This is a genomic window from Tenacibaculum sp. TC6, from assembly GCF_050606265.1.
GTDB lineage: Bacteria > Bacteroidota > Bacteroidia > Flavobacteriales > Flavobacteriaceae > Polaribacter.
This window is the reverse complement of record NZ_JBOCUK010000006.1, coordinates 71525-95001: the sequence shown is the minus strand read 5'-3', so window position 1 is coordinate 95001 and position 23477 is coordinate 71525. Positions and strand designations below refer to the sequence as shown.

Annotated in this window: 19 protein-coding genes and 1 tRNA gene; 12 read left to right on the top strand and 8 right to left on the bottom strand. The window is 30.5% G+C overall.

What is annotated here, in order from left to right; translation table 11 throughout:
- Positions 1-138: 138 nt before the first annotated feature.
- The 4 genes from ACQY1Q_RS05175 to uvrA all read left to right on the top strand — a co-directional run bounded on the left by ACQY1Q_RS05175 (position 139) and on the right by uvrA (position 6732).
- On the top strand, positions 139-1902 hold the full coding sequence (locus ACQY1Q_RS05175; protein ID WP_431004220.1) for an FAD-binding protein: 1764 nt from the start codon (positions 139-141) through the stop codon (positions 1900-1902).
- A 404-nt stretch (positions 1903-2306) separates the two neighbouring features.
- Positions 2307-2645, top strand: a complete 339-nt coding sequence (locus ACQY1Q_RS05170; protein ID WP_431004219.1) for a hypothetical protein — start codon at positions 2307-2309, stop codon at positions 2643-2645.
- An 82-nt stretch (positions 2646-2727) separates the two neighbouring features.
- On the top strand, positions 2728-3801 hold the full coding sequence (locus ACQY1Q_RS05165; RefSeq protein WP_431004218.1) for a linear amide C-N hydrolase: 1074 nt from the start codon (positions 2728-2730) through the stop codon (positions 3799-3801).
- A gap of 144 nt (positions 3802-3945) precedes the next feature.
- Complete coding sequence (gene uvrA / locus ACQY1Q_RS05160) at positions 3946-6732, top strand: excinuclease ABC subunit UvrA (protein ID WP_431004217.1); 2787 nt, start codon at positions 3946-3948, stop codon at positions 6730-6732.
- Positions 6733-6774: 42 nt separating this feature from the next.
- Here uvrA and ACQY1Q_RS05155 read toward each other — a convergent pair whose 3' ends face one another.
- From ACQY1Q_RS05155 to ACQY1Q_RS05145, 3 genes are all read right to left on the bottom strand, one after another.
- Positions 6775-7236: a hypothetical protein gene (locus ACQY1Q_RS05155; RefSeq protein WP_431004216.1), complete on the bottom strand. Its 462-nt coding sequence runs from the start codon at positions 7234-7236 to the stop codon at positions 6775-6777.
- A 155-nt stretch (positions 7237-7391) separates the two neighbouring features.
- Positions 7392-8006: an HmuY family protein gene (locus tag ACQY1Q_RS05150; protein ID WP_431004215.1), complete on the bottom strand. Its 615-nt coding sequence runs from the start codon at positions 8004-8006 to the stop codon at positions 7392-7394.
- Between the two features lie 15 nt (positions 8007-8021).
- Positions 8022-10106 (bottom strand): TonB-dependent receptor plug domain-containing protein, encoded by a 2085-nt coding sequence (locus ACQY1Q_RS05145; RefSeq protein ID WP_431004214.1) that lies wholly within the window; start codon positions 10104-10106, stop codon positions 8022-8024.
- Between the two features lie 96 nt (positions 10107-10202).
- On the opposite strand from ACQY1Q_RS05145, the gene ACQY1Q_RS05140 reads away from it, so the two are divergent.
- From ACQY1Q_RS05140 to ACQY1Q_RS05115, 6 genes are all read left to right on the top strand, one after another.
- Positions 10203-11102, top strand: coding sequence for a DUF6607 family protein (locus ACQY1Q_RS05140; protein ID WP_431004213.1), 900 nt, complete (start codon positions 10203-10205; stop codon positions 11100-11102).
- Positions 11103-11320: 218 nt separating this feature from the next.
- A complete protein-coding gene (locus tag ACQY1Q_RS05135; RefSeq protein ID WP_431004212.1) occupies positions 11321-11536 on the top strand; it encodes a hypothetical protein in 216 nt (71 codons plus the stop codon).
- A gap of 3 nt (positions 11537-11539) precedes the next feature.
- Entirely contained in the window at positions 11540-12631 is a 1092-nt protein-coding gene (locus tag ACQY1Q_RS05130; protein ID WP_431004211.1) for a hypothetical protein, read from the top strand.
- A 152-nt stretch (positions 12632-12783) separates the two neighbouring features.
- A complete protein-coding gene (locus ACQY1Q_RS05125; RefSeq protein WP_431004210.1) occupies positions 12784-14835 on the top strand; it encodes a sensor histidine kinase in 2052 nt (683 codons plus the stop codon).
- Positions 14836-14837: 2 nt separating this feature from the next.
- Complete coding sequence (locus ACQY1Q_RS05120; protein ID WP_431004209.1) at positions 14838-15587, top strand: LytR/AlgR family response regulator transcription factor; 750 nt, start codon at positions 14838-14840, stop codon at positions 15585-15587.
- Between the two features lie 79 nt (positions 15588-15666).
- Entirely contained in the window at positions 15667-16224 is a 558-nt protein-coding gene (locus tag ACQY1Q_RS05115; RefSeq protein WP_431004286.1) for a YqgE/AlgH family protein, read from the top strand.
- Here the strand turns inward: ACQY1Q_RS05115 and ACQY1Q_RS05110 are convergent.
- Entirely contained in the window at positions 16221-17057 is an 837-nt protein-coding gene (locus ACQY1Q_RS05110) for an aminotransferase class IV (protein ID WP_431004208.1), read from the bottom strand. The two genes, ACQY1Q_RS05115 and ACQY1Q_RS05110, sit on opposite strands and share 4 nt — an antisense overlap.
- Before the next feature lie 97 nt (positions 17058-17154).
- Entirely contained in the window at positions 17155-17538 is a 384-nt protein-coding gene (locus tag ACQY1Q_RS05105; RefSeq protein WP_431004207.1) for an START-like domain-containing protein, read from the bottom strand.
- 104 nt (positions 17539-17642) lie between these two features.
- Between ACQY1Q_RS05105 and ACQY1Q_RS05100 the strand changes: the two genes are divergently transcribed.
- A tRNA-Met gene (locus tag ACQY1Q_RS05100) sits at positions 17643-17716 on the top strand.
- Between the two features lie 1762 nt (positions 17717-19478).
- Here the strand turns inward: ACQY1Q_RS05100 and ACQY1Q_RS05095 are convergent.
- Complete coding sequence (locus ACQY1Q_RS05095; RefSeq protein WP_431004206.1) at positions 19479-20000, bottom strand: hypothetical protein; 522 nt, start codon at positions 19998-20000, stop codon at positions 19479-19481.
- A 568-nt stretch (positions 20001-20568) separates the two neighbouring features.
- Between ACQY1Q_RS05095 and ACQY1Q_RS05090 the strand changes: the two genes are divergently transcribed.
- Positions 20569-21948 carry a TlpA family protein disulfide reductase gene (locus ACQY1Q_RS05090; RefSeq protein WP_431004205.1) on the top strand — a complete coding sequence of 460 codons (1380 nt, stop codon included), beginning with the start codon at positions 20569-20571 and terminating at the stop codon, positions 21946-21948.
- 79 nt (positions 21949-22027) lie between these two features.
- Here the strand turns inward: ACQY1Q_RS05090 and ACQY1Q_RS05085 are convergent, their stop codons facing one another.
- On the bottom strand, positions 22028-22828 hold the full coding sequence (locus ACQY1Q_RS05085; protein ID WP_431004204.1) for a TIGR00266 family protein: 801 nt from the start codon (positions 22826-22828) through the stop codon (positions 22028-22030).
- 42 nt (positions 22829-22870) lie between these two features.
- Positions 22871-23326 (bottom strand): DUF4442 domain-containing protein, encoded by a 456-nt coding sequence (locus ACQY1Q_RS05080; RefSeq protein ID WP_431004203.1) that lies wholly within the window; start codon positions 23324-23326, stop codon positions 22871-22873.
- Between the last annotated feature and the right edge of the window lie 151 nt (positions 23327-23477).

The following is a 23477-nucleotide window of genomic DNA, read 5'->3' as shown; positions in this document are numbered from 1 at the left end:
ATCTCTTTTTAAATAGATAATTCTCTCTTATACTTCATTTATCCCTTTACACATTTAAAAATTAACCGCTTAAAGAATACTTCTTAAAACATACTTAACTAGTCACTATTTTTAATCTTTAACTTAAAATTATTTATTATGATAACCCCCTCTATTCAAGATGACATTAACAAGTTACTTAAAGACAGTATTGACAACTTTTTAAAAGAGCTGAATAATTCCTCTATTTCTAAAGAACAAATTTCCACCAACTGGGGAAGCCTGGACAATGTGTATCAACATTACCAAAACAGTCAAATTTTTAACAGAAGATTACAGTTTAACCCTTTTGTAATTGTGTATTGCAAAAGCTTATCTGATGTATATGATACTTTTAATGCTGCTAAAAATAATAAACTCCCTTTCAGAGTAAGAGCCGGAGGGCACGATCATGAAGGCGAATGTACCGGTACTAATGTAGTATTGATAGATGTTTCGAAAATGAACAAGGTTGAAGTAATTGATACAATTGCTCATATACAACCCGGTATCCGATTTAAAGATTTAACTTCTCAACTAGCCGATAAAGATGTAATGATACCCCATGGTACCTGCGCTACTGTTGGTATTGCCGGATTCACCATGGGTGGTGGCTGGGGACCTTGGACACGTAAATACGGGATGTGTTGTGAAAGGCTTGTTGGTGCTACAATAATCTTAGGAAACGGAACTATACAAAAGATAATACAAAAAGACTCTGTCCATCTGATATACGAACTAAACAAAAATGGCGACGTAATCAAATTAATTTCTGAAAGTTCAGGAATACATGATTTACTATGGGCTTTAAGAGGTGGTGGCGGAATGAGTTATGGTATTGTAACTGAGCTTCAAATTGCTACATTTGAGCTACCTAAAATATTGCATCGTTTTAACATTGTTTGGAACCCTTATAGCCATATAAACCCGGATGAAGTTGTAGGAAATGTTCCGGCTCTTGACGTTTTAAAAAAATGGGAAGAGATTATTCAACCTATTAACGCTCCACAGCTTATAGGAACCAACCTTAAAATGAGCGCAAGATCTTGGAATGAAGATACACCGGTTCCGTATAAAACCATTAACCTGAATTGCCAATTTAACGGTTATTGGGAAGGCAATGAAGACAGTTTAAGAACATTTGTTAAAGAAAGCTTTAAAGGTGTGCTTAGCGTTACAGATGAAATGTTAACCATTGAACCTGCAACGGGGGCTGACTTTAAAAATAAAAGTAGCTATGGTGAAAACTTAATGAGTTCATGGGATAGAGAATCCTTTAATGAAATTAAAACGGCCTTGTTAGGTGACCATTTATTAATGGGAACACCTTTACAACCGGACCAAGACCTTCCTGCACCTCATAAAATAACATCAAGACTGGTTGATAACATTGGTTTAGGAGAAGAAGGTCATCAAAAGCTAATTGAAAGTTTATGCTCTCCTCTATTGAATGAGCATAATAGAAAAAATACCATTACAACTTATATTACTTTGGGAGCTATTACAGGAGATTTTTATAAAAACCATCCTGAAACAGATAGTGCCTTTCCATATAACGACAAGCAATATACTATTCAATACCAATGTTGGTGGGAAGCTTTAGATGCGAATATGGATCCTGACATCAAAAAGTATATTGAAGATAAAATAAAGAATTTTCAAGACAATACGTTGTATGATTACACCAATAGAGCCTTAGATTGGATTGAAGTTTGCAGAGATTTTGATATTCCTAATACTTCAGGTGCTTTTATCAGTTTTAAAGACAGCTCTATTCCTACAAAAACATATTTTGCTCAAAATTATGAAGAGCTTATCAAGGTTAAAGAAAAATACTCTAAAGATCCTTTTAATCATTTTAGAACCAGAAAAACGATTATTTAACAAACTTCTCCCCTTCTTACGAAGGGGATTTTTATTTCCTTTCTATTTATTCTTAACAACTTATCTTCCTTTAAAACCAAAAAAGTTGTACACCTTTTTTTAAAAAAAATATTTTGGGTGTACACTACCTGTACACCATTTAATTATTTTTCTTTTTTGGGTGTACAAATAGTTAACCTCTGTCTTTGTACACCTTTTCCAACACAATTAATTTTTCGTGTACAGTTTTTATTGCTAGCAATTTTAAAAAACATCAAAAATCCGTTTTCACAACATAAATCTTCCTATTCACAACATCTCCCCCTTTTCAAGTCCATCTAACAAGTAATTTTATATCAGATAACCTTTATAGCGCTATTAAAATTATCTAAAATCAAATTAATCAATTTTAAACCTTAAAAAAAATGGAAAATTTACTTTATGAATCTGCTATTACCAGTAAAACAGATGTTATTTCAGGAACCTTAAAATGTTCAACAGCAACTGTATTTTCAAGAACATTCGATGATGCTTTAGTATTAGGATTAGCTAATCCAAGTAGTACAGAAAAGGTTGAATATACATTGTATGACCAATATACTGGACATAAATTAAGCTCAGGAAGTTTATCTCCCGGAAATAGTAAACAAATAACGATTCCTGCAACCAGTGAAATGAGTTCTTATAGATTGCAAAATCAATCTAATTGCGGCATTACCCATACAACACCTTTACTAATGTATTCAGTTGTAGTTGCTGATTAATCTTAACCTCCTCAAAGTATAATACTTTGAGGAGGCTTTTTTATCTCAAAAATTATCCCATAAAAACTAAAAAACAACAACCATGTGTACCAGAATATTTAATAACTTCAACTCTAAAAATGAACATTTAACTACCGCTCGAAATATGGATTGGGCTACACAAATGGCGACTACTATTTTTGCCTTTAGAGTAGATCCTGATGATCCGATGGTAAAATCGGGTACTCCTTTAGAAAGCGACCACTCGTTAATATGGACTGCCAGATATAGTAGTATTGTTACCATGGCCGGAACTGAAGCTCCTTTTGGTGCTTCTGACGGAATTAACTCTGAAGGATTAGTGGCTAACTTATTATATGATAGTAACGCTACTTATGAAAGAAAAGACGGAAGCTCTTGTAAAAATTTAGATATTTTACGATGGGTACAATTTGTACTTGATACTTGTTGTTCAGTTGATGAAGTAGTTAAAACTTTTAGTAAAGATGCTCCGGTTCAAATTCAAATACTTGGAGGAAAAGTTCCGGGAACTGAAAAGGCTGCCTCTTTACATCTTGCTGTTTCTGATAAATTTGGTGACTCTGCCATTATAGAAGTTAAAAACGGAAACTTTATTATTTATCATAATTCTGAATTTAGAGTTATGACAAATGAACCCTCATATAGTAAACAAATAGAATTAAATCAATATTGGCGTTGGCAATGGAATAGTAAGAATAATTTTCCTAGCAATACTTTACCGGGCGGACCTTTTCCTTCTGATAGATTTGCCAGAGCTTCCTATTATTTAAATCATTTATACGAAACTACTAGCAATGCTGATTCTTTAGCACAATCAAAATCTGTAGTTATGAACGCTTCGGTTCCTGTAAACTTTCAATCAGATAATCCTAATTTTCCTAACATTGCTCAAACTTTATGGACTAGTGTAGCTTGTCATAACAATTTAACATATTACTTCTGTAATTCAAGATGCTTAGGTGATATATGGATGGATTTAAGTAAGGCTGATGAATTTCCAAGTGCTGTTTCTAAACTTGTTGTAGTTTCAGAAAACACTAATAAAGAATATATTAACCATGAATTATATGGCTACCAAAACACTAACTTTAAAGAAACGGTAGATCCGTTTGCTGCTGTTGCTTTAACTGTATAATAGCTTGTTTAGTTTAGTATAAAAATTACCTAACCTCAAAGAAAAATACTTTGAGGTTATTTTTATTGTATCTGTTTATAATATCTAACTTCGCTTCTTTTCTTAGTAAGAAAACCTTATTTTTACTGCTTATTTTTTGAATAAATGAAAAGAGATATTTCTACCGTTAACCCAAAGGAAAATATTATTATAAAAGGAGCTAAACTCCACAATTTAAAAGATATTGATGTTGTAATTCCAAGAAATAAATTAGTGGTTATTACAGGGCTTTCCGGTTCCGGAAAATCGTCATTAGCCTTTGATACCTTATATGCCGAAGGGCAACGACGTTATGTAGAAAGTCTTTCTTCATATGCACGTCAATTTTTGGGTAAATTACATAAACCAAAAGTAGATTATATTAAAGGAATTGCTCCGGCCATTGCCATTGAACAAAAAGTAAACTCTACCAACCCAAGATCTACAGTAGGTACCTCAACAGAGATTTATGATTATATTAAACTACTGTTTGCTCGTATTGGAAAAACCTTCTCTCCTGTTTCTGGTTTAGAGGTGAAAAAACATACTGTTACTGATGTTATCAATTTTGTAAAAGATTTTGAAGAAGGTAGTAAACTGTTACTTTTAGCACCTATTGTTATTGATAAAAACAGAAAGCTAGAAACCGTTTTACAAGTATTAACTCAACAAGGGTACGCACGTCTTAAGTATAAAGATACAGTATATAGAATTGATGATTTTCCTGTAAAAGAATTTAAAGGAAATGAGTTTTTTTTAGTGGTTGATAGAATTGTGGTAAAACATGAAGAAGATTTTTACAATCGTTTGGCAGATGCTGTACAAACTGCCTTTTTTGAAGGTAAAGGTATTTGCTCAATTAACGATTTAACAACAGAAGTAACTACTGAGTTCAGTAACAAATTTGAACTAGACGGCATTACTTTTTTAGAACCTAACACTCATTTTTTTAGCTTTAACAACCCCTATGGCGCTTGTGCTACCTGTGAGGGTTACGGAAATGTGATTGGTATTGATGAAGACTTGGTAATTCCTAATACAGGACTGTCTATTTTTGAAGATGCTATTTTTCCTTTTAAAACAGATAGTTATAAAAAATATAAAAATAACCTGATTCTTCATGCTGCTGATTTTGACATTCCAATTCACAAACCTTGGTTTGAACTTACAGAAGAGCAAAAAGAGTTGGTTTGGAATGGTACCAAAAAGTTTAAAGGAATACACCATTTATTTAAAACTCTGGAAGAAAAAAGCTATAAAATTCAAAACAGAGTTATGTTATCTCGTTACAGAGGTAAAACCACCTGTTCTGAATGTAATGGTAAACGTTTAAGAAAAGAAGCTAACTATGTTCAGATATATGGAAAAACTATTTCTGAATTAGTGTCTCTTCCTTTAGATGAACTTGCAGATTTTTTCAGCACTATTCAGCTAACTAAGTATGAAGAAAAAATAGGAAAACGCTTACTTACTGAAATTAATAACAGACTACAATTTTTACAAGATGTAGGCTTAAGTTACCTTACTTTAAACCGTACCTCAAATACTTTATCAGGAGGAGAAAGTCAACGTATTAACCTGGCAACCTCTTTAGGGAGTAGCTTAGTGGGGTCAATGTATATTTTAGATGAGCCAAGTATCGGGCTTCATCCTAAAGATACAGAACGTTTAATAAAAGTATTAAAAAACCTACGTGATTTAGGAAATACGGTTATTGTGGTAGAACATGATGAAGACATCATGAAAGAGGCTGACTATATTATTGATATTGGTCCGGAAGCAGGAACCTACGGAGGAACGGTTGTAGCAGAAGGCACTTTTGAAGGCCTTATGAAATCTGACTCTTTAACAGCTCAATATTTATCAGAAAGGCTTACTATTGAAGTCCCAAAAAAACGTAGAAATACTAAAGATGCCATTCAAATTATTGGAGCAAGAGAAAACAACTTAAAAAACATTGATGTTACCTTTCCGTTACATAATTTAACGGTAATTACCGGAGTTTCGGGAAGTGGAAAAAGTACATTAGTCAAAAAAATTCTATATCCTGCCATGCAAAAACAGCTAATAGGATATGGTGAAAAACTAGGGCAACATACTGCAATAAAAGGAAGCTACGATTTTTTAAAGCATGTTGAGTTTATAGACCAAAATCCTATAGGACGATCTTCCAGATCTAACCCTGTAACCTATATTAAGGCCTATGATGATATTCGTAAATTACTTACGAACCAAAAATTAGCTAAAATTAGAAACTATCAGCCTAAACATTTCTCATTTAACGTAGAAGGTGGTCGTTGTGAAGTATGTAAAGGTGAAGGTGAAGTAACTATTGAAATGCAATTTATGGCCGATGTGCATTTACAATGTGAAACATGTAATGGAAAACGATTTAAAAAAGAAATTTTAGATATTAATTTTGAAGGAAAAAATATCGATGATATTCTTAATTTAACAATTGATGATGCCATTGATTTTTTTAAACAATACAATGAAACCAAAATAGCCCGAAAATTAAAACCTTTACAAGATGTTGGTTTAGGCTATGTACAATTAGGGCAATCTTCATCAACCTTATCAGGTGGTGAAGCACAACGTATTAAATTGGCTTCCTTTTTAGTGAAAGGAAATACTAAAGATAAAGCATTATTTATTTTTGATGAGCCCACTACCGGACTTCATTTTCATGATATTAAAAAACTTTTAAACTCATTTAATGCTTTAATAGAAAAAGGACATTCTATTATTGTTATAGAACACAACATTGAACTGATTAAGTGTGCAGATTATATTATTGATTTAGGTTTAGAAGGAGGTAAAAAAGGCGGGCATTTAATTTTTGCCGGTACTCCTGAAGAACTGGTAAAAAATACAACGTCATACACTGCCAAATATCTTATTGATAAATTATAATAAAAAAGCCGGAAATTTTCCGGCTTTTCTTTTCTTCCCTTTTTAACATATAAATAATCCCCCACAACCGTCACTAGTTACTGTATAAGTTACAATTCCCGTAAAAGGTCCTGCATCTATTTTAACAGTATATACTTCACACGGATTTAATACCCAATTAGTATTTCCATTATGAGTTACGTTACCGGAATCTACTAATACACCCGATGCATTATAAATTTCATACGGCTTGGTAACTCCTATTGCCATGCCTCCGGTTCCTAAATAATAAAATTGAACTTTAAATCCATACCCGCAAGGTGTTACTGAATAGACTCCTATTGTAGGATATTTCACATAACTTTTCGAATGTAACACAGGTACTTTATTAAGTTCTTCTTTTTTAACGGTTACAGGCGTTAGGTCTTCTTCTTGTGTGCATGACACCATCATTCCAAGTAAACATACCCACACAATTACAGTTTTTAATACTACTTTTTTCTTAATTTTTATAAGCTTTGGCATATTCAATTCTTTATGTTAGTTATGTAATAGTATCCTAAACTTTAAAAAATTACCCATTAAATTATTTTTTTTTACCATTAAAAAAAGAATAGCCCAATTAGTAACAAACTGGGCTATTCTACGTAACAAAAACTAACAAAATTCAATAAATATGCTTACTGAAGATTTTTATCACCCTTATTAGGCTTATACACATAAGTAAAAGTGTAATATTGTGATGTTGTTGGGGTAACTTGTAAATCTTTATAATAACTTACTATTTCCATTTTTGCATAATGCCCGTTATGAGTTTTTATAACTAATACCTTTCCTGCTGTTGGGAGAATACTATGATCTGTAGGATTATAGGTATACCAACCTAATCCACTCCCTGTTAATAAGGCTAACTTTTCTTTTGAGTCTTGCTTAAACTCATTTAATTCCGGAGCTTCTTTTACACTTGTAAAAGTTCCTTCTTTTAACGCTAAAGCTGCATTGTAAGTTCTGTTTATATCTTCTAAAACAGCTCCTTTTTCTCCTCCGTTTATAATAATTTCAGTAGCCCTAAAAGCTATATCCCAATTATCATCAGTTACTTGTTTCCCTTTTGAAAAACTGAATTTAGTAAAAGGTCCGGTGTAATTACCTCTTCCCTCACCGGGAGCATGTAAATTTTTAATACTTTTACTTTCAGTTGGTTGTTGTATTATTTCTTCTTTTGTTGTATCACTACACGAAATGATTACTACGGTTAGCAATAAGGTGGATAAAAGTGTTTTTAAGTTTCTCATGATATAATCTTGTTTTTAAAAATTAAATTGTAGTTTTCCATAATAAGTTCTTCCTAATTGTAAATAGGCTTCATTAGGAATTATATTTCCATTAGTATCTGTATAATTAAATAGCGCTTTATTTTTTGTACCTGTCTCATTCAGTACATTATCAACTCCTAACTGTACATTTATACCGTTGAAAATAGTTTTGGTGAATGCTGCATTCAGTTGAATATTCGATTTAACAAAATGATCAAATTCATCTATTACCGAATTATTATTAGTATCAAAAGGAACATATTTACTTCTGTAAACACCTCTTAAACTCAACGAAAACTGATGGATTTGATTTTCATAAAACAGTCTGGCATTTATCATATGCTTTGAACGATTAGCTAACCCTACGTACGATTGACTGTCTAACTCTTGAGATACACCATTGGTATCTTTATAATAAACTCCGTTTTTAATTTGTGCTATTTCTTCTTTATTCCCGGAATCTAACCATTGATATCCTGTTAGAAGATGAAAGTTTTTATTGATTTTATAATCAATATCTACTTCTATTCCTTGGGTAAAAACATTATTAATATTTCGATAAGAAAAAATACGAGTACCTTGTGGCAACCCTAAAACCTGAGACTCCAAACGAGTATCATATGTATCTATTAAATCTTTAATATCATTTCTAAATCCATTCACATTAATTTTTACTCCCTTCACTAGCTTCCATTGAAAACCAATATTATAACCAATAGACGTTTCCGGTTTTAATTGTTTTTGTACCGTAGATACATCAGTAATTGTTTCATATCTATTATGAATTGTGTGAGTACCCAACACTATATAACCATTCGTTACATTATTAAAATCGAAAAATAACTGTCTGAAATCCGGTATTTTAAACCCATACCCTACAGATCCTTTTAACATTAGCTTTGGACTTATTTTATAACTTGAAGAAATTTTAGGACTAAAAGCTGATGCATAACTATTACTATTTTCATAACGCGCTCCTAGTACCAGGTTTAACTTTGTAACTGGGGTAAAATCATACTGAACATAGGAATACCATGCTTTAAACTGTTTTGCACCGTTAATTGACGTTCTATCTAACGCATCAAAATTTATACCTATACCACCTATAAACGTATCACCGCTTTCCAGCTTTAACTGAGTTCTTATTTCTGGTCTAAATAGACTTCTGTTAAACTGAGATGTTGAATTATGAAGAGTACTTATCGTTGTATACCTTGTTCCGTAAAAAGTGTAATCAATACCCCATTTATCAGATAACTGCTGTTGAATCTGAGTATTTAAATTCCAATCAGTTTCCGAATTCGTATAGGTTTCTACGTATTGCTTTTGTTGATAATAACGAGAAGAAATAGTTACTTTTACCTGTTTAGAAAAATCATATCCCAGTTGCGAATGTATTGTATAGTTAGTATGCGGATACGTTGTTTTTAAAGGTGTTTTCGGAGTTAAATCAAAACCTCCGCTAGTATTCAAATTAACTCCTCCTGTAATTCCAAACCTATCCTTTTTATAGCTTACAGTACCATTAATATCTAATTCTTCTTTTGCGCCACCTCTTGTAAAAACATGATACTGCCCTTTCTTTTCATTTTTCAAAGGTTGCTCTGTAATAATATTAATTACTCCTCCCATAGCTTCAGAACCATACAATGCTGAGGAAGGACCTTTTACAACTTCTATTTGCCGAATATTATTTACCGTAATTCTGTTTAAATCAATATTTCCTGAAGTTCTGCCAACTACCGGAACGCCATCAATCAATATTAAAGTGTAATCAGCTGCAATACCCTGTAATTGAACTCCTTCAGAATTACCTACATCTTTAATTAAAGTAACTCCAGTTTGCTCTGCTAAAATGTCTCGTAATCTAACAGAACCGGATTGTTGTATTTGCTGTTTAGGTATTAAGGTAACCGGCATGGGAACAGATGATAATTGTCGCACTGTTTTTGTTGCTGTTACAATAACTTCTTCTAAAGTATGTGTAGGTAAATCATCTTTCAACTCTTTCTCTTCTTTTTGAGAGAAAACTGAAAAACCAATAAAAAGACAACAAAACCACAACTTATTTAGAAACATTCTTAATAATTTTAATACAAATATATATGTTATTTTTAATCAATCTAAATTAATTTTATATTTTTGACGAAACTTTTTAATCAAAATAAAAACGAAATGAGAAAACTATTTTTGTTATCACTTGTCTTACTGATACCTAGCATAAGTAATGCTCAGAGTAAAAAAAACAAAGACAGAGCTGCTATAAAAAACATGTGTGGTTGTTTTGAAGTTACCTTCAATTTTGCTGAAACGTTTAATTACAGTAACGATTCTCTTTACAAACCCTCAAAAACAAAAACAGACAAAGCTTTGGAATGGGCAGCGATTATTACCGATGAAAAAAATGAAATTTCAATTCAACATTTACTGCAAGTAGGTAATTCATCATCTCCTCATATAATTAAACATTGGAGACAAGATTGGATATATCAAAATCAAGATTTTTACAGCTACAACGCCAACAATACATGGATCTATAAGAAGAAGCCTAAAGCTGAAGTTCAAAAGCAATGGACCCAAAAAGTATATCAAGTAGATGATAGTCCTCGTTATGAAGGATCAGGAAGCTGGGTTCATATAGATGGAAAAAGTTATTGGGAAAGTACAGCTGATGCTCCACTTCCAAGACGAGAGTACACAAAACGAAATGATTACAATGTTACTATAAGAGGTAACAGGCATGAAATTACAGATTACGGATGGCTACATGATCAAAATAATAAAAAGGTAATTAGAAATTCCGGTAATGATGATCTTGTATTAGCTCACGAAAAAGGATACAATACATATGTAAAAGTGCCGGATAGTCGATGTAAAACCGCTCAAGATTGGTGGAAAAAAAACGAAGCAAAATGGAAAACAGTAAGACTAAAATGGGAAAATGTTTACAATAAACATAAAACATTAAGTCTAAAAAATAAGGTAGATGATCAACCTTTATATAAGTATCTATTTTCTGATGAAACTAATAGTGAAGAAAAAATCAATCAGGTTATTGAATCATTTATCAAGTAAATAAAAACTTCAACTTAAAACTCAAAGACTGGTTTCATCCTTTAAAATCTAGCAAATAAATCCCCCTGTAATTGCCTTTTTTATCCCTCATTTACAATCTACAAATGAGGGATTTTTATTTATCCTCACGAATTCTAATTTAGTAGCAACGAATTCTAATTACTCCTAAATTAAGCTTTTCTTCTCTACTACTTTTGAAATATAAAAACGAAGAAATTATGAAGTTAGAAAACCATTACACCGCCATTATAGAAATGTATTTACAAAAATACTCCCAATTAAAATTATATATAGATGCTAACGGGAAAATTGCCAAAACAGAAAAAGAACAAGATGGTATTTGGCAATTAGACCGAAACCTACGGAAAATTTTAAATCAACTGCCTATAAACTTTGAAACTACAAAAAACTTAGTAATAACCTTAAAACAATAAATTATGAAAAGAACAATCAAAACAGTAGGAATGACAATGGGATTGTTATTACTAATCGGAAACTTTACAAGTTGTAAAAATGGTAAAAAAGTTGATAACACTTTACAACAAGAAGGTAAAATAACAGCCGAAAATACAGAAAAGTCCGCTGAAAAAATGACTTTTAGAAAACCGGTTGTTTTTATAACAGGATACGATGCCAATGAGACTAATTTTTATTCCGGAGCTATCACTTATTTTGCTAATAAAGATTTTCAAATTGTAGAAGGAACTTATTCTTTAGAAGAAATTATTCAATGGTTAAACACCAATGCCTCTAAAAATCCATACGGAGAAATTCATATAGTGAATAATAACACTCCGCAGTTGGGTATGAATTTAGAAACGGTTGTTAATGGCGAAAAAATCAATGCTTTTTCATTACAGGAAAGTATAAATAAAGGGGAATTACCTGCTCTTAAAAATGTAATTACCCATGATACTAAAATTATTTTCCATGCTAATGAATTAGCAGAAAAAACAGAGCTTATCAATACACTTAAGGGCGCTTTTATTACTGATAAAACACCTCAGGTTATAGCGTCTCCATATTACAATGTATTTGGAGGTGAGTTTGCAGATCATTATTTAGCAAAACCATACTATATTTTTTATCCTACAGCACATTCACCCGGGAAAGTAGATCTATCAAAAGAAATTTCCAAAAAGTATCCTGAAGAAAAAGAAATAGACTGGTTTTCTGCACTAACAAATGAAAGAGAGCGCTATGTAGGTGAACCTTATACAATTCAGTATAATGTTCCTGTTAAATTTGAATTTGATTATCATAATTCAGACGATGAAATTCCTTCTTTTACCATTGAAGAGGAAGTTATGGATTGGATAGCAAATGATGAAGATCTTGTTAAAGAAATAGAAAAACTTGCTATTCCTATTGAAAAGTTCAGATGGAGTTGGCACGTAAAAAATAGTAAATTAACAATAAAAGGACTATCTACTGTTTTATGTGTTTTAAAACCAATAACTAAACCATACGGTGATTTAGAACATGTAAAACCAGATACCACTAATAAACGTTTATACGCTATGAAATAATCTAAACTAAATTGCTTTATTATCCTCTTTTAAATGTTCTTGCAGAGGAGTAGTTGTTTCCGCTATTATTAAAAAAACTTAATAATAGCGGTCTTTTTTCTCCTTATTTAATAAATAATCTGAATTGGTATAATTTTAAGTAAGTTTGCTATATGAAGTTTTTAAACCCTAAAATTTATTTACTTTTTTTCTTTAAGGCTGCATTAATGTTAGCTCAAGACATGAATTATAGTAATATAACACAGTCTGATACTCTAATACAAAATCATCATTTAAATTCGTATAAAAATTATACTGTTAGCAACGGATTACTTAGCAATACCATTACCGGAATAACGCAAGATCAACTAGGATATCTTTGGTTTTCTTCTAACAAAGGAATAACTCGTTTTGACGGAAACGATTTTAAAAATTTTTCAAGAAAAGATGGTTTAGAAACAAATTTTGTAACTACCGTTTTTAGTCATAAAGATAGTTTACTTATTGGAGCCCCAAACGCTCTGCTAATTAAAAGAAATCAAAACTTTCTATCGTATGAATGTAAAAAAGTAAATTGTATATCGGTAATTAAGCGTGTTATTTTTATAGGAACAGACAAAGGAATGTATAGAGTTGGTGATGGCTTTTTAGCTCCACTTCGCACCAACTATCAAATTGACTTAAATACTGTAAACGATATACAATTTGACGGAACTTCTTATTGGGTGGCTACGGAAAAAGCACTATGGAAAATAGATAATTTGTTAAATGCAAAGTCTATTGAACGTATTGATACATTACACTATACATCAATACTTATTGATAAAAACCAAGTAATTGCCAGCACACTAAACAACGGTATTAAAATTATACAGGGTAAAAAAATCACTACCATTCCGCTGACAACTTCAAATATAAAAGGAATCAGAAAAGTACGTGATCAATACTGGGTATTCTCAACAAATGAAGGTATAGAAATAGTAAATCAAAACTTTTCATTTAATCGTAAAATGAATAAATACAATTCTTTAAAAACAAATGCTATTTCTGATGTTTTTGAAGACAAACAGCAAAACATTTGGATTGCCACTGTAAATAATGGTGTTTATAAATTTGAAAATAACACAAAACAAACGTTAGCAACGCCTCGCATTTCCTTTGAAAATATTGAAGTATTATACAAAACTATTGATAGCATTAATTTTAACAGTTATAAAGGTATCTTAAAACTACCCTCAAATAAAAATCATTTGGCTTTCTCCTTTAAATCTGTTGATATTAACAACCCTAAAAAGATTTTATATCGTTATAAGTTAAACGGAGATTACAGTCCCTGGTCTAATAAAAGTTCTGTAAACTTAGCAAACTTACAAGCTGGTGAGTATACGTTCTCTGTACAGTCAAAAATTGCCAATGAAAACGAAAGTAAACCTATACAATTTCAATTTTATATTGATAAACCGCTATATAAAAAAGCTTGGTTTCAGTGGACTTCTTTAGGTTTTCTGATTGCTCTTATTAGCCTTTGGGTATTTTTCTATATTAAAAAACTCCGAGCTAAAAACGAATCCAGAATTAAACAATTACAGTTAGAAAATTATTTGCTTTCACTAGAACAAAAGGCGTTACAATTACAAATGAACCCTCATTTTATTTTTAACGTACTTAATGGTATAAAAGCACTCGGTAACTCCGGAAAACTAGATGATTTAAACACAACTATCAATAAATTTTCAAGTTTATTACGTTCTATATTAAATACCTCAAGAAAGGAAGAAGTTAGTTTGTCTGAAGAAATAACTACTCTTGAAAATTATATTTCTTTAGAGCAACAAATGAGTAGTTTTCCTTTTACCTATTCTATTATTTCAAAACTTACTTTAGATACAGAAGAAATTTTAATTCCTCCAATGCTCATTCAGCCATTTATAGAAAACAGTATTAAGCACGGTATAAAAAATAAAGAAAACGGAGAAATATCTATTATTTTCTACAACATACATAACTTTTTACATTGTGAAATAATTGATAATGGTATAGGTATTAACCAATCTAAAAAAGAAAAAAAGGTAAAAACTCATGCTTCATTAGCTATTGAAGTTACCAAAGATCGTATAATGAGCTTAGCTCCGGAAGCTTCTATTAATTTTACCGAGATTAAAGAAAACAATATGGTTAAGGGAACCAAAGTTTGGTTTAAAATACCATTAAAAACCGACTTTTAATTATGAATAAACTAACAGCTATTCTTGTTGATGATTTTTCTCCAGCTTTAGAAATGCTTCAAAATGATTTAACAAGTAAACATCCTGAAATTGAAATTATAGGAACTGCTCAAAGCGTGGTGGAAGCTTCAAAATTACTCAGACAGCACCAACCAGAAATATTGTTTTTAGATATAATGCTGGGAGATGGTACCGGTTTTGATATACTTGAAATCCATCCTAATTTATCATCTAAAATAATATTTGTTACTGCCAGCGATGAGTATGCCATTAAAGCATTTAAATTTGCTGCTATTGATTATATTTTAAAACCTTACTCTACTGATGATTTAAACAAAGCTATTACAAAAGCTAAGTTTCAACTTTCTCCCAATAGAGAACAATTAACAGTGTTACATGACTCTATAACACATCCTAATCAACGCCCCAAAAAAATATCATTACACTCTTCAGATAAAATAGTAGTTGTGAATTTAGATGATATTATACACTGTAAATCAGACAATAATTACACCGAGTTTTTCATGAATGACAATCAAAAAATTGTTGTTGGAAAAACCTTAAAATATTTTGCAGACATTTTAAAAGAATACGGTTTTGTTAGAGTTCACCAGAGCCATCTTATTAATTTACAATTTGTTAAAGAATTTATTAAATCCGACGGTGGATATATTGTATTGCAAAACAACCAAACCATACCCGTTTCTGTAAGAAAACGAAACGAAGTTATTGAAGCTCTTCAAAAACTGTAATTTAACATATTTTATCTTTTGTGTTAAAGTTTTATTAATTTTTTACTTATATTGGAGTTTTAAATGCGATTCTATGCCTGTGAGTGTTTTAAAACCCGAAAAAGGTAGGCTGTTGATAGCTGAGCCTTCTATTTTAAACGATAGTTCTTTTAGAAGAACTATTGTATTACTTACTGAGCACTCTGAAAATAGTTCGGTAGGTTTTATTATGAATAGACCCTTACACTATACCCTCAGTGATTTAATTCCCGGTATAGATTGTGACTTTACAGTATATCAGGGCGGCCCTGTTGAACAAGATAATTTATATTTTATTCATAAGGTTCCTGAACTACTTCCTAACAGCATTGAAGTAACTGATGGTATTTATTGGGGTGGTAATTTTGAATGTTTAAAAGAACACCTGAACAATCAAAAAGTACATCCGGATGATATTCGTTTCTTTTTAGGATATTCCGGATGGGGTACTCATCAATTAGAAGATGAATTAAAAACAAATTCTTGGTTTGTATCTAAAAACAAATACCCTAATATTTTTGCCATAGATTATGAAACCTTATGGAAAAATCAACTATTAAAACGAGGTGGCGAATATAGAATTTGGGCTAACGCTCCTAGTGATATTCAAATGAATTAGTGAGTAGTTACACTTACGATATTCAAATTATTCTGTAGTTTTTTAGCCACGTCTGTTTTAAATGTCTTTTTACGATAATTAGTTACCGATTGTATACCAATAATTGCATTGGTTATAAACACTTCATCTGCCTTCTGAAGTTCAAAAGGTGATATAGTAGTTTCTTCTATGGTATACTCAGGATGCTTGGTAACAATATCTATAATTTTTTTTCTAATAACACCTTTTATACATCCTTCAGTTAAAGCCGGAGTTTTTATAAGGTTATCTTTAACTATAAAAATATTTCCATTAGCAACCTCTACGATTCCTTTGTTTTCATTTAATAAAATACAATTATCAAGCTCATTTTCTTCTGCAAAAATAGAAGCTAATGTATTAAGCATTCTATTAGTAGTTTTTACCGTAGATAATAATCCTGAGTAATTGTAAAAATCTTTGAATAAATCTACTACATAAACTTCTTGATTAGTAGTTGTTACCGGGGCCACATCGATTAAATAAGTAACCTCATTGGTTTTCGGAGTATACAAACCTCCATCTTTTCTGTATACAGTAAGTCTAGCTCTACAAGTTCCATCAATTAACTTATTCTCACTAACTGTCTTTACAATTTCATCTTGTAAAAACTCTAAGGTAAATTGCATAGGAATTTTCATTCGAAGCATTCTCATAGAAGCCATTAATCTAAAATAATGGTCTTCAAAGAAAATTATTTTTCCGTTCTCAACTTTCAAAGTTTCAAAAACTCCATCGCCGTATTTGAAAGCTCTGTTTTGATGAGATATTAATGCTTTTTCCGAAGAAACTATAGTTCCGTTAAAATTTACCATTGTTCAATTTTTACGATTGCAAACTTACTAATTTAAGTAAGTTGAACGCATAAAAAAACTCGACAAAATTGTCGAGTTTTTTTCGCTTCTTTAGTAATTAAGCTCCTATGGTATGTTTTAATTCTTCTATTTGGTTTTCCCATAGCATTTTTGCCTCATCAACTTCATCCTCATCATCAGCAAAATCAGTAACAATAACAACTACATCTTTTGTAAGAGGATCTACTTGAATTTTAAACTCAAAAAAGCTATCATCTCCGTCACTATCTACCCATTTAAATTTAATTCTTTCGTCAGCTTTGCTAGACACAATTTTAGCTTCTTCTTCTGAATCGTTCCACATAAAAGTTACCAACTTCCCTCTAGAATTAACTCTATCAGCAAACCATTCTTCTAAACCTGCCGGTGTGGCTAAATATTGATATAACATGCTTGGAGAAGCATGTATAGGAAATTCTAATTCAAATTTAACTTTACTCATTTATTTTTACGTTTAAGCGCCAATATATATAAATTTTATTAAAAAAAAAATGGTTTTTTTTGTTGTCCAAACTAAAAAAACATCTATATTTGCACCCGCAATCAGGCGAGGTAGCTCAGGTGGTTAGAGCGCAGGATTCATAACCCTGAGGTCGGGGGTTCAAGTCCCCCCTTCGCTACAAGGAAAACCGAGATTTAAAAATCTCGGTTTTTTTTATCCCTATTATTATATATTTCTCTTTACTTTTTTATTTCAAAAAACCTTTCCCCATGATTTATTAACTTTTTTATTTAATTTATATAAAATTAGTTATCAACAAATTAAACATTAATCTTTCAACAAAAAAGTGTGACTTTCTAATTTAGGAAGTGTCTTAATTATAGACAATAAATAATTTTAGTGGTCCATATAAAATTCAAGAAATTTCTTATCATTTCATAGCTTATCTTGGTTCATAAACATATAAATGAAACATAAAGTAAATCTCATTCAATAAAAGAGTTCCCTAAAAAGAAACATTTATACTGCATTTATGAACCAATTTTAAGTTTGTTATATTTTAGTTAAAAAACATTTATGTGGTAGGGTTTATAAATATTTAGCTGTTTAAAATCCAAATTCCTCCCACAAATTTATTTTTATTAATCTATTAAAGAATGTTCAATTTTGGACATTCTTTTTTTATTTATTAGTATTAAATTTTAAGTTGATTTAAGTTTTACTTCTCATAAACTTTTCTTTAATCTATATTAACAGTTCTATTCTTTCAATCCTGTAATTTTGAACCGTAGTAGTAGGTTATGGATGTGAATCCATAGTTATCTTATATCACAGGCTATATTAATGTGTTTGCCTCTCTAAAGAGAGGCTTTTTTTATTATATAAAATTACCTTTCTGTATTTTTTATAATCTTATCTCTATAACTTTTTTAATTCTTTTATTTAGAAATAAAATATATCTATACTTTATTTTTCCGTTCCTCCCCAAAAAACAAGGTTATTCGTGTTAATTTACTAAATCTACAAAATCAATTAGCTCATGGTTATTGAGTAGCAGACTAGGTAAAAACCATGAGTTAACATATAGGGATTCTACTTATTGTACACACTAATCTTTTGTTTTAAATTGCAATAAGTTTGGAATCAAAATTTTCGGACAGCTTAATATTTCAAGGGGAAAATTCCTACTCGGACCAATGAGTAGGAATTTTTATAAGTTATATCAATATCAACCAAAACTAACCAAACCTCTTATTATCCCCTTTTAACTTTGTTTATCAGCTCCTTCGGGAGCTTTTTTTATTTTTTTATATTCCTGTGACTTTTTATTTTTTCTTGTGTCAAAAGATTAGTAGTATAGTTTAGTAGTAGATTTTTTTAAAAGAAAAATCATTTTTAAAAAGGTTCTTATTTTGTAAGAACCTTTTTTTTATTTTAAAATGACATTTTATTAACATAAACAATCATTTTTCAACCTAACCTTCCTCTAAAATTTCTATAAAAAAATTGATTTTCAGACCTTATATATTAATGGTTTCTATGGATAAGCACTAGTAAAACCCCTTTATTAATAATTAGTGGTTTTACTTATTGCCCATGTAAATCTTTTTTCAGACTTTTGCGCCACTATTTAGCTTATAGATTTGTAAGAAGGGTTTTTAAGTGTATAGTGTGGGAGCTTCCTCTGAAGCTCCCTATTTTCCCTACTTTTCGCATTCAATATTTCAGAAAGACTTTTTCAGTATTTTTTAAAAAGACAATTTCTTTGTTATTAAAATTTTATCTTTTTGTTATTTTTTCGTAACTTGTAGTCAGTTACTTAAATTTTTCCCCTTGTAAGTTAAGTAAACTTCTTTGCCCTCTGTTTTTATAGGGGGCTTTTTAATTACTACATTACTAAAACTCTATTAACATAATTTTATTGTACTTATTTTTTCTTTTTACTCATCTATTTCCATAATAGCATAATAGAAATTAAAATTAGAAAGAGATTTTAAAGAAACCACCCCAGATGTTTTTAGTTGGGCAGAAATAAAATCTGGGTTTAACTTTCTAAGTTTATTAACAGCATCATTTATTGCTTTATTAATATCAATAGAATTATACGAAAAACCTATTACTTGATTTTCGTCTATTGACACTAATGATTTTACATCAACCTCGGTTTCTTCCAATACATCTATAATCGGTATTCTTTTTGTACCGGCAACCGTTTGAAATTGCACATAGTCTATATTACTTGGATAAGGAATCGTTTTTTGTATTGAGTATGGAAAGTAACCTATTTCTTTACAAGGTTCTCCCATGACCAAATATACAGGAGGATAGATTGTAGCCGCTGAAGCTTGAATTTTGATTTTACAATATCCTTCCTCATATCCTTTTGCCATTATTGATATTTTATCGTCTTCGCCTATTCTGTAGGCTTCAATTTCCAGTGGAAATAAAATTTGATCATTCATAATGTATAATTTCTTGTTCTTTTTAAAAGCAAAAATTAAATAAGTTATTGACTACTTTTCTAACTTTACTTACTTCAAATTTCTGCATTAACTCCCTGAGTGTCTTAAAAAAAGCTACAACTACACCATCTTTTTAGTTAAACGTAAAAAATACTGGTATAAATGTTGTTTTTTACAAAAAACACAGTACTTAGTTTATAAAAAATCAATTTTTATTAATTTTCTTTAATAATTTCTAAAAACTGGTACAATTATTGTTTTAACAAAGCTTTAACAATTAATACGTTTACTATGAAAAATCGTCTACTACTAATTAAAAAAAGCTTGTGGGGATAATTGTTATTGAAAAAGAAAGAAAAACTGAGGCTAATGCTTCAGTTTTTTTCTTAAATTCTACTAAGTCTTAAATTTTCAACCTATTATTTTCAACCCACACACTTATTTAACTGAGTTAAAACATACTACAAAGACGCTCTTTAGCAGAAATTTTTTGTTAATTTCTTTGAAAAGAAAACTAAATAAAGTACTTTCGAATCTTTAAACACTACATTTACCTAAATACATAAGAATGAAAAAAATAGTACTTTTAACCCTCATAGGAGGTATTATACTTTCATGTAAGAAAGAACCTGTTAAAGACTACCTTGTTTTATCAGGCTCTGTTGAAAATTTCAACAAACGAGATATTAAGCTTGAAGGATTTGAGTTTGATGAGAACATATCTTTTGACAGAAAAGCAAAAAACTTTGTAGACACTCTAAAGATTGACAAAGACGGTTATTACAGTTTAACTTTTAATAAAAGAAAATTTAATATCTATCTAACAAAAAATGAAGATCTTAAAATTCTTTTAGACTACAATAATCCAGATGCTATTAAGTTTGAAGGAACTAATGCTGCAATCGGTACTTACTTTATTAAGAAAGGCAAAATGTTTGAAGAGCAAATAGGTAACTTAAGAGACTTACTTAGCTTAGAAGAAGATGCTTTTTTGACTAAAGTTGAAAAGTATAAAAAAGATTTAACTGATTTAGCTATCAATAGTAAATTACCTGAATCTTTTTTAAAGAAAGAAATCAAAAACATTGACTACGAGTATTTAAGAGACTTATACTACTACCCAAAGTATTACCCTGCTTTAAGCGGTAATAAAGATTTTGTAGTTTCTGAAAGCTTTCCTTCTGTTTTAGATAAAATAAACTTTAACAGTGGTGAAGATTATGTAAATTCTGAATTTTACAGAACTATTCTTACTGAAGAACTTCAGAAAATTACAAATGACAAATTAGTTGAGGATGGAGATTTCTATTTAACATATATGGAAACTATCCAAACAGAAGTAAATGACAGTATTGTTAAAAATGATCTTTTATTTAGTAAAGCTCAAGACGGTATTACGTTTGCCGAAGATTTAGAGGATTATTACAAAAAATTCATGTCGTATTCTACCAACAAAGCACATGAAGATAGAATTACTGACATTTACAACTCTTTAAAATTAACAGCCAAAGGAAAACCTTGTCCTAAATTTGACAATTATGAGAACTATAGTGGAGGTAAAACTTCATTAGATGATTTACTTGGAAAAGGTAAATACTTATATATTGATGTTTGGGCTACTTGGTGTAGTTTCTGTAAGCGTGAAACACCTTTATTAAAAAGATTAGAATTACAGTATCACGATAAAAATATTGAATTTGTAAGCATTAGCGTTGATAACCTTAACGCAAAAGATAAATGGAAAGAAACCATTGAGCAAAAAGAAATGGGAGGTGTTCAATTATTTGCTGACAAATCTTTCGGATCTGACTTTATTAAAAAGTTTGCAATTAAAGGATTACCACGTTTTATTATGGTAGATCCGGAAGGAAATATAATTAGCCCTAACGCTCCAAGACCTTCTGACGGAGAAAAGCTAATTAATATGTTTGAAGAATTAGGTATATAGTTTAAAAGTATACCCTTGAAAATATTACCATAAAAAAATCCGCTAAATGCGGATTTTTTTATGATTGTATACTAAGATTTTAAAATCTATTATCTCCATCTAATATATTACCCAAACCACCTAAAACACTACCTTCACCTCTATCTCCTTTACCGGTTTGAGGTGCCATTGCCAATACTCTTCCTGCTAAACGACTAAATGGTAATGATTGAATATATACTGTACCCGGACCTCTTAAAGTTGCAAAAAATAATCCTTCTCCTCCAAAAATGGTATTTTTAATGCCTCCTACAAACTCAACATCATAGTCTATATCTTTTGTAAACCCAACAATACATCCGGTATCCACTTTTAATATTTCTCCTGGTTGTAATACTTTTTTAGCCATTGTACCTCCGGCATGAATGAATCCCATACCATCTCCTTCCATTTTCTGCATAATAAATCCTTCACCACCGAAAAGCCCTCTACCTAACTTTCTTGAAAACTCTATTCCGATTGAAACTCCTTTGGCAGCACATAAAAAAGCGTCTTTCTGACAAATAAACTTTCCTCCGAATTCTGTTAAATCAATAGGTATTATTTTTCCAGGATAAGGTGAAGCAAATGACACCTGTTTTTTACCTCTTCCAACATTAGTAAATACTGTCATAAACAAACTTTCTCCGGTAAGAATTCTCTTTCCGGCAGAAAAGATTTTACCTAATAGTCCTTTTTCCTGATTAGAACCATCCCCAAAAATAGTATTCATTTGTATGTCTGACTCCATCATCATAAAACTTCCACTTTCGGCTACTACGCCTTCCTCCGGGTCTAACTCAATTTCTACATATTGCATTTCTTCACCGTAAATTCGGTAATCAATTTCGTGTGCATTCATAATAATTCGTTTTTCTTATTAGACTTCTACAATTTAATTTTGTTACGATTTTACTTTTAAACTCCACTCATATTCAAATCGTGAAACGGAAACTCCTTCTTCATTAATTCCTTCTGAAACTACAATAACCGTTTGCCCTTCTCCTGTTTCAACAGCTTTTTTAATTGTTTCTCTTATTAATGCACCGTCATTACATTCAAATTTAATTCTGCCCGTAGCTTTTTTAGTAAATATTGCATTCATATTGGTAACTAACATCGATATTTTTTTTCCGGATTCATCAATTTCTTTCATTACCAAAATTCCTGTAGAAAGCTCAGACGCCATTCCTTGCACTGCCCAAAACATCGATTTAAAAGGGTTTTGATTAATCCATTTGTGCTTTACTAAAACAACAGAATTATCATTTGAAATCGATTTTACTCTTATTCCTGTAATAAAAGCAGCTGGTAATTTAAAAAATAAAAAGGCGTTAATTTTTCGAGGTGTAAACTTCATTTATATAGTGTTTACGGGCAATGTACAACTTTTAATTCAATTAATTACACTATAAGTATATGTTAAATTATGTTAATTTTTAGTACTATGTATTGCATAGTATCATATAATATATATATATTTGCATAGTCAAGTATTATATAAATCATAT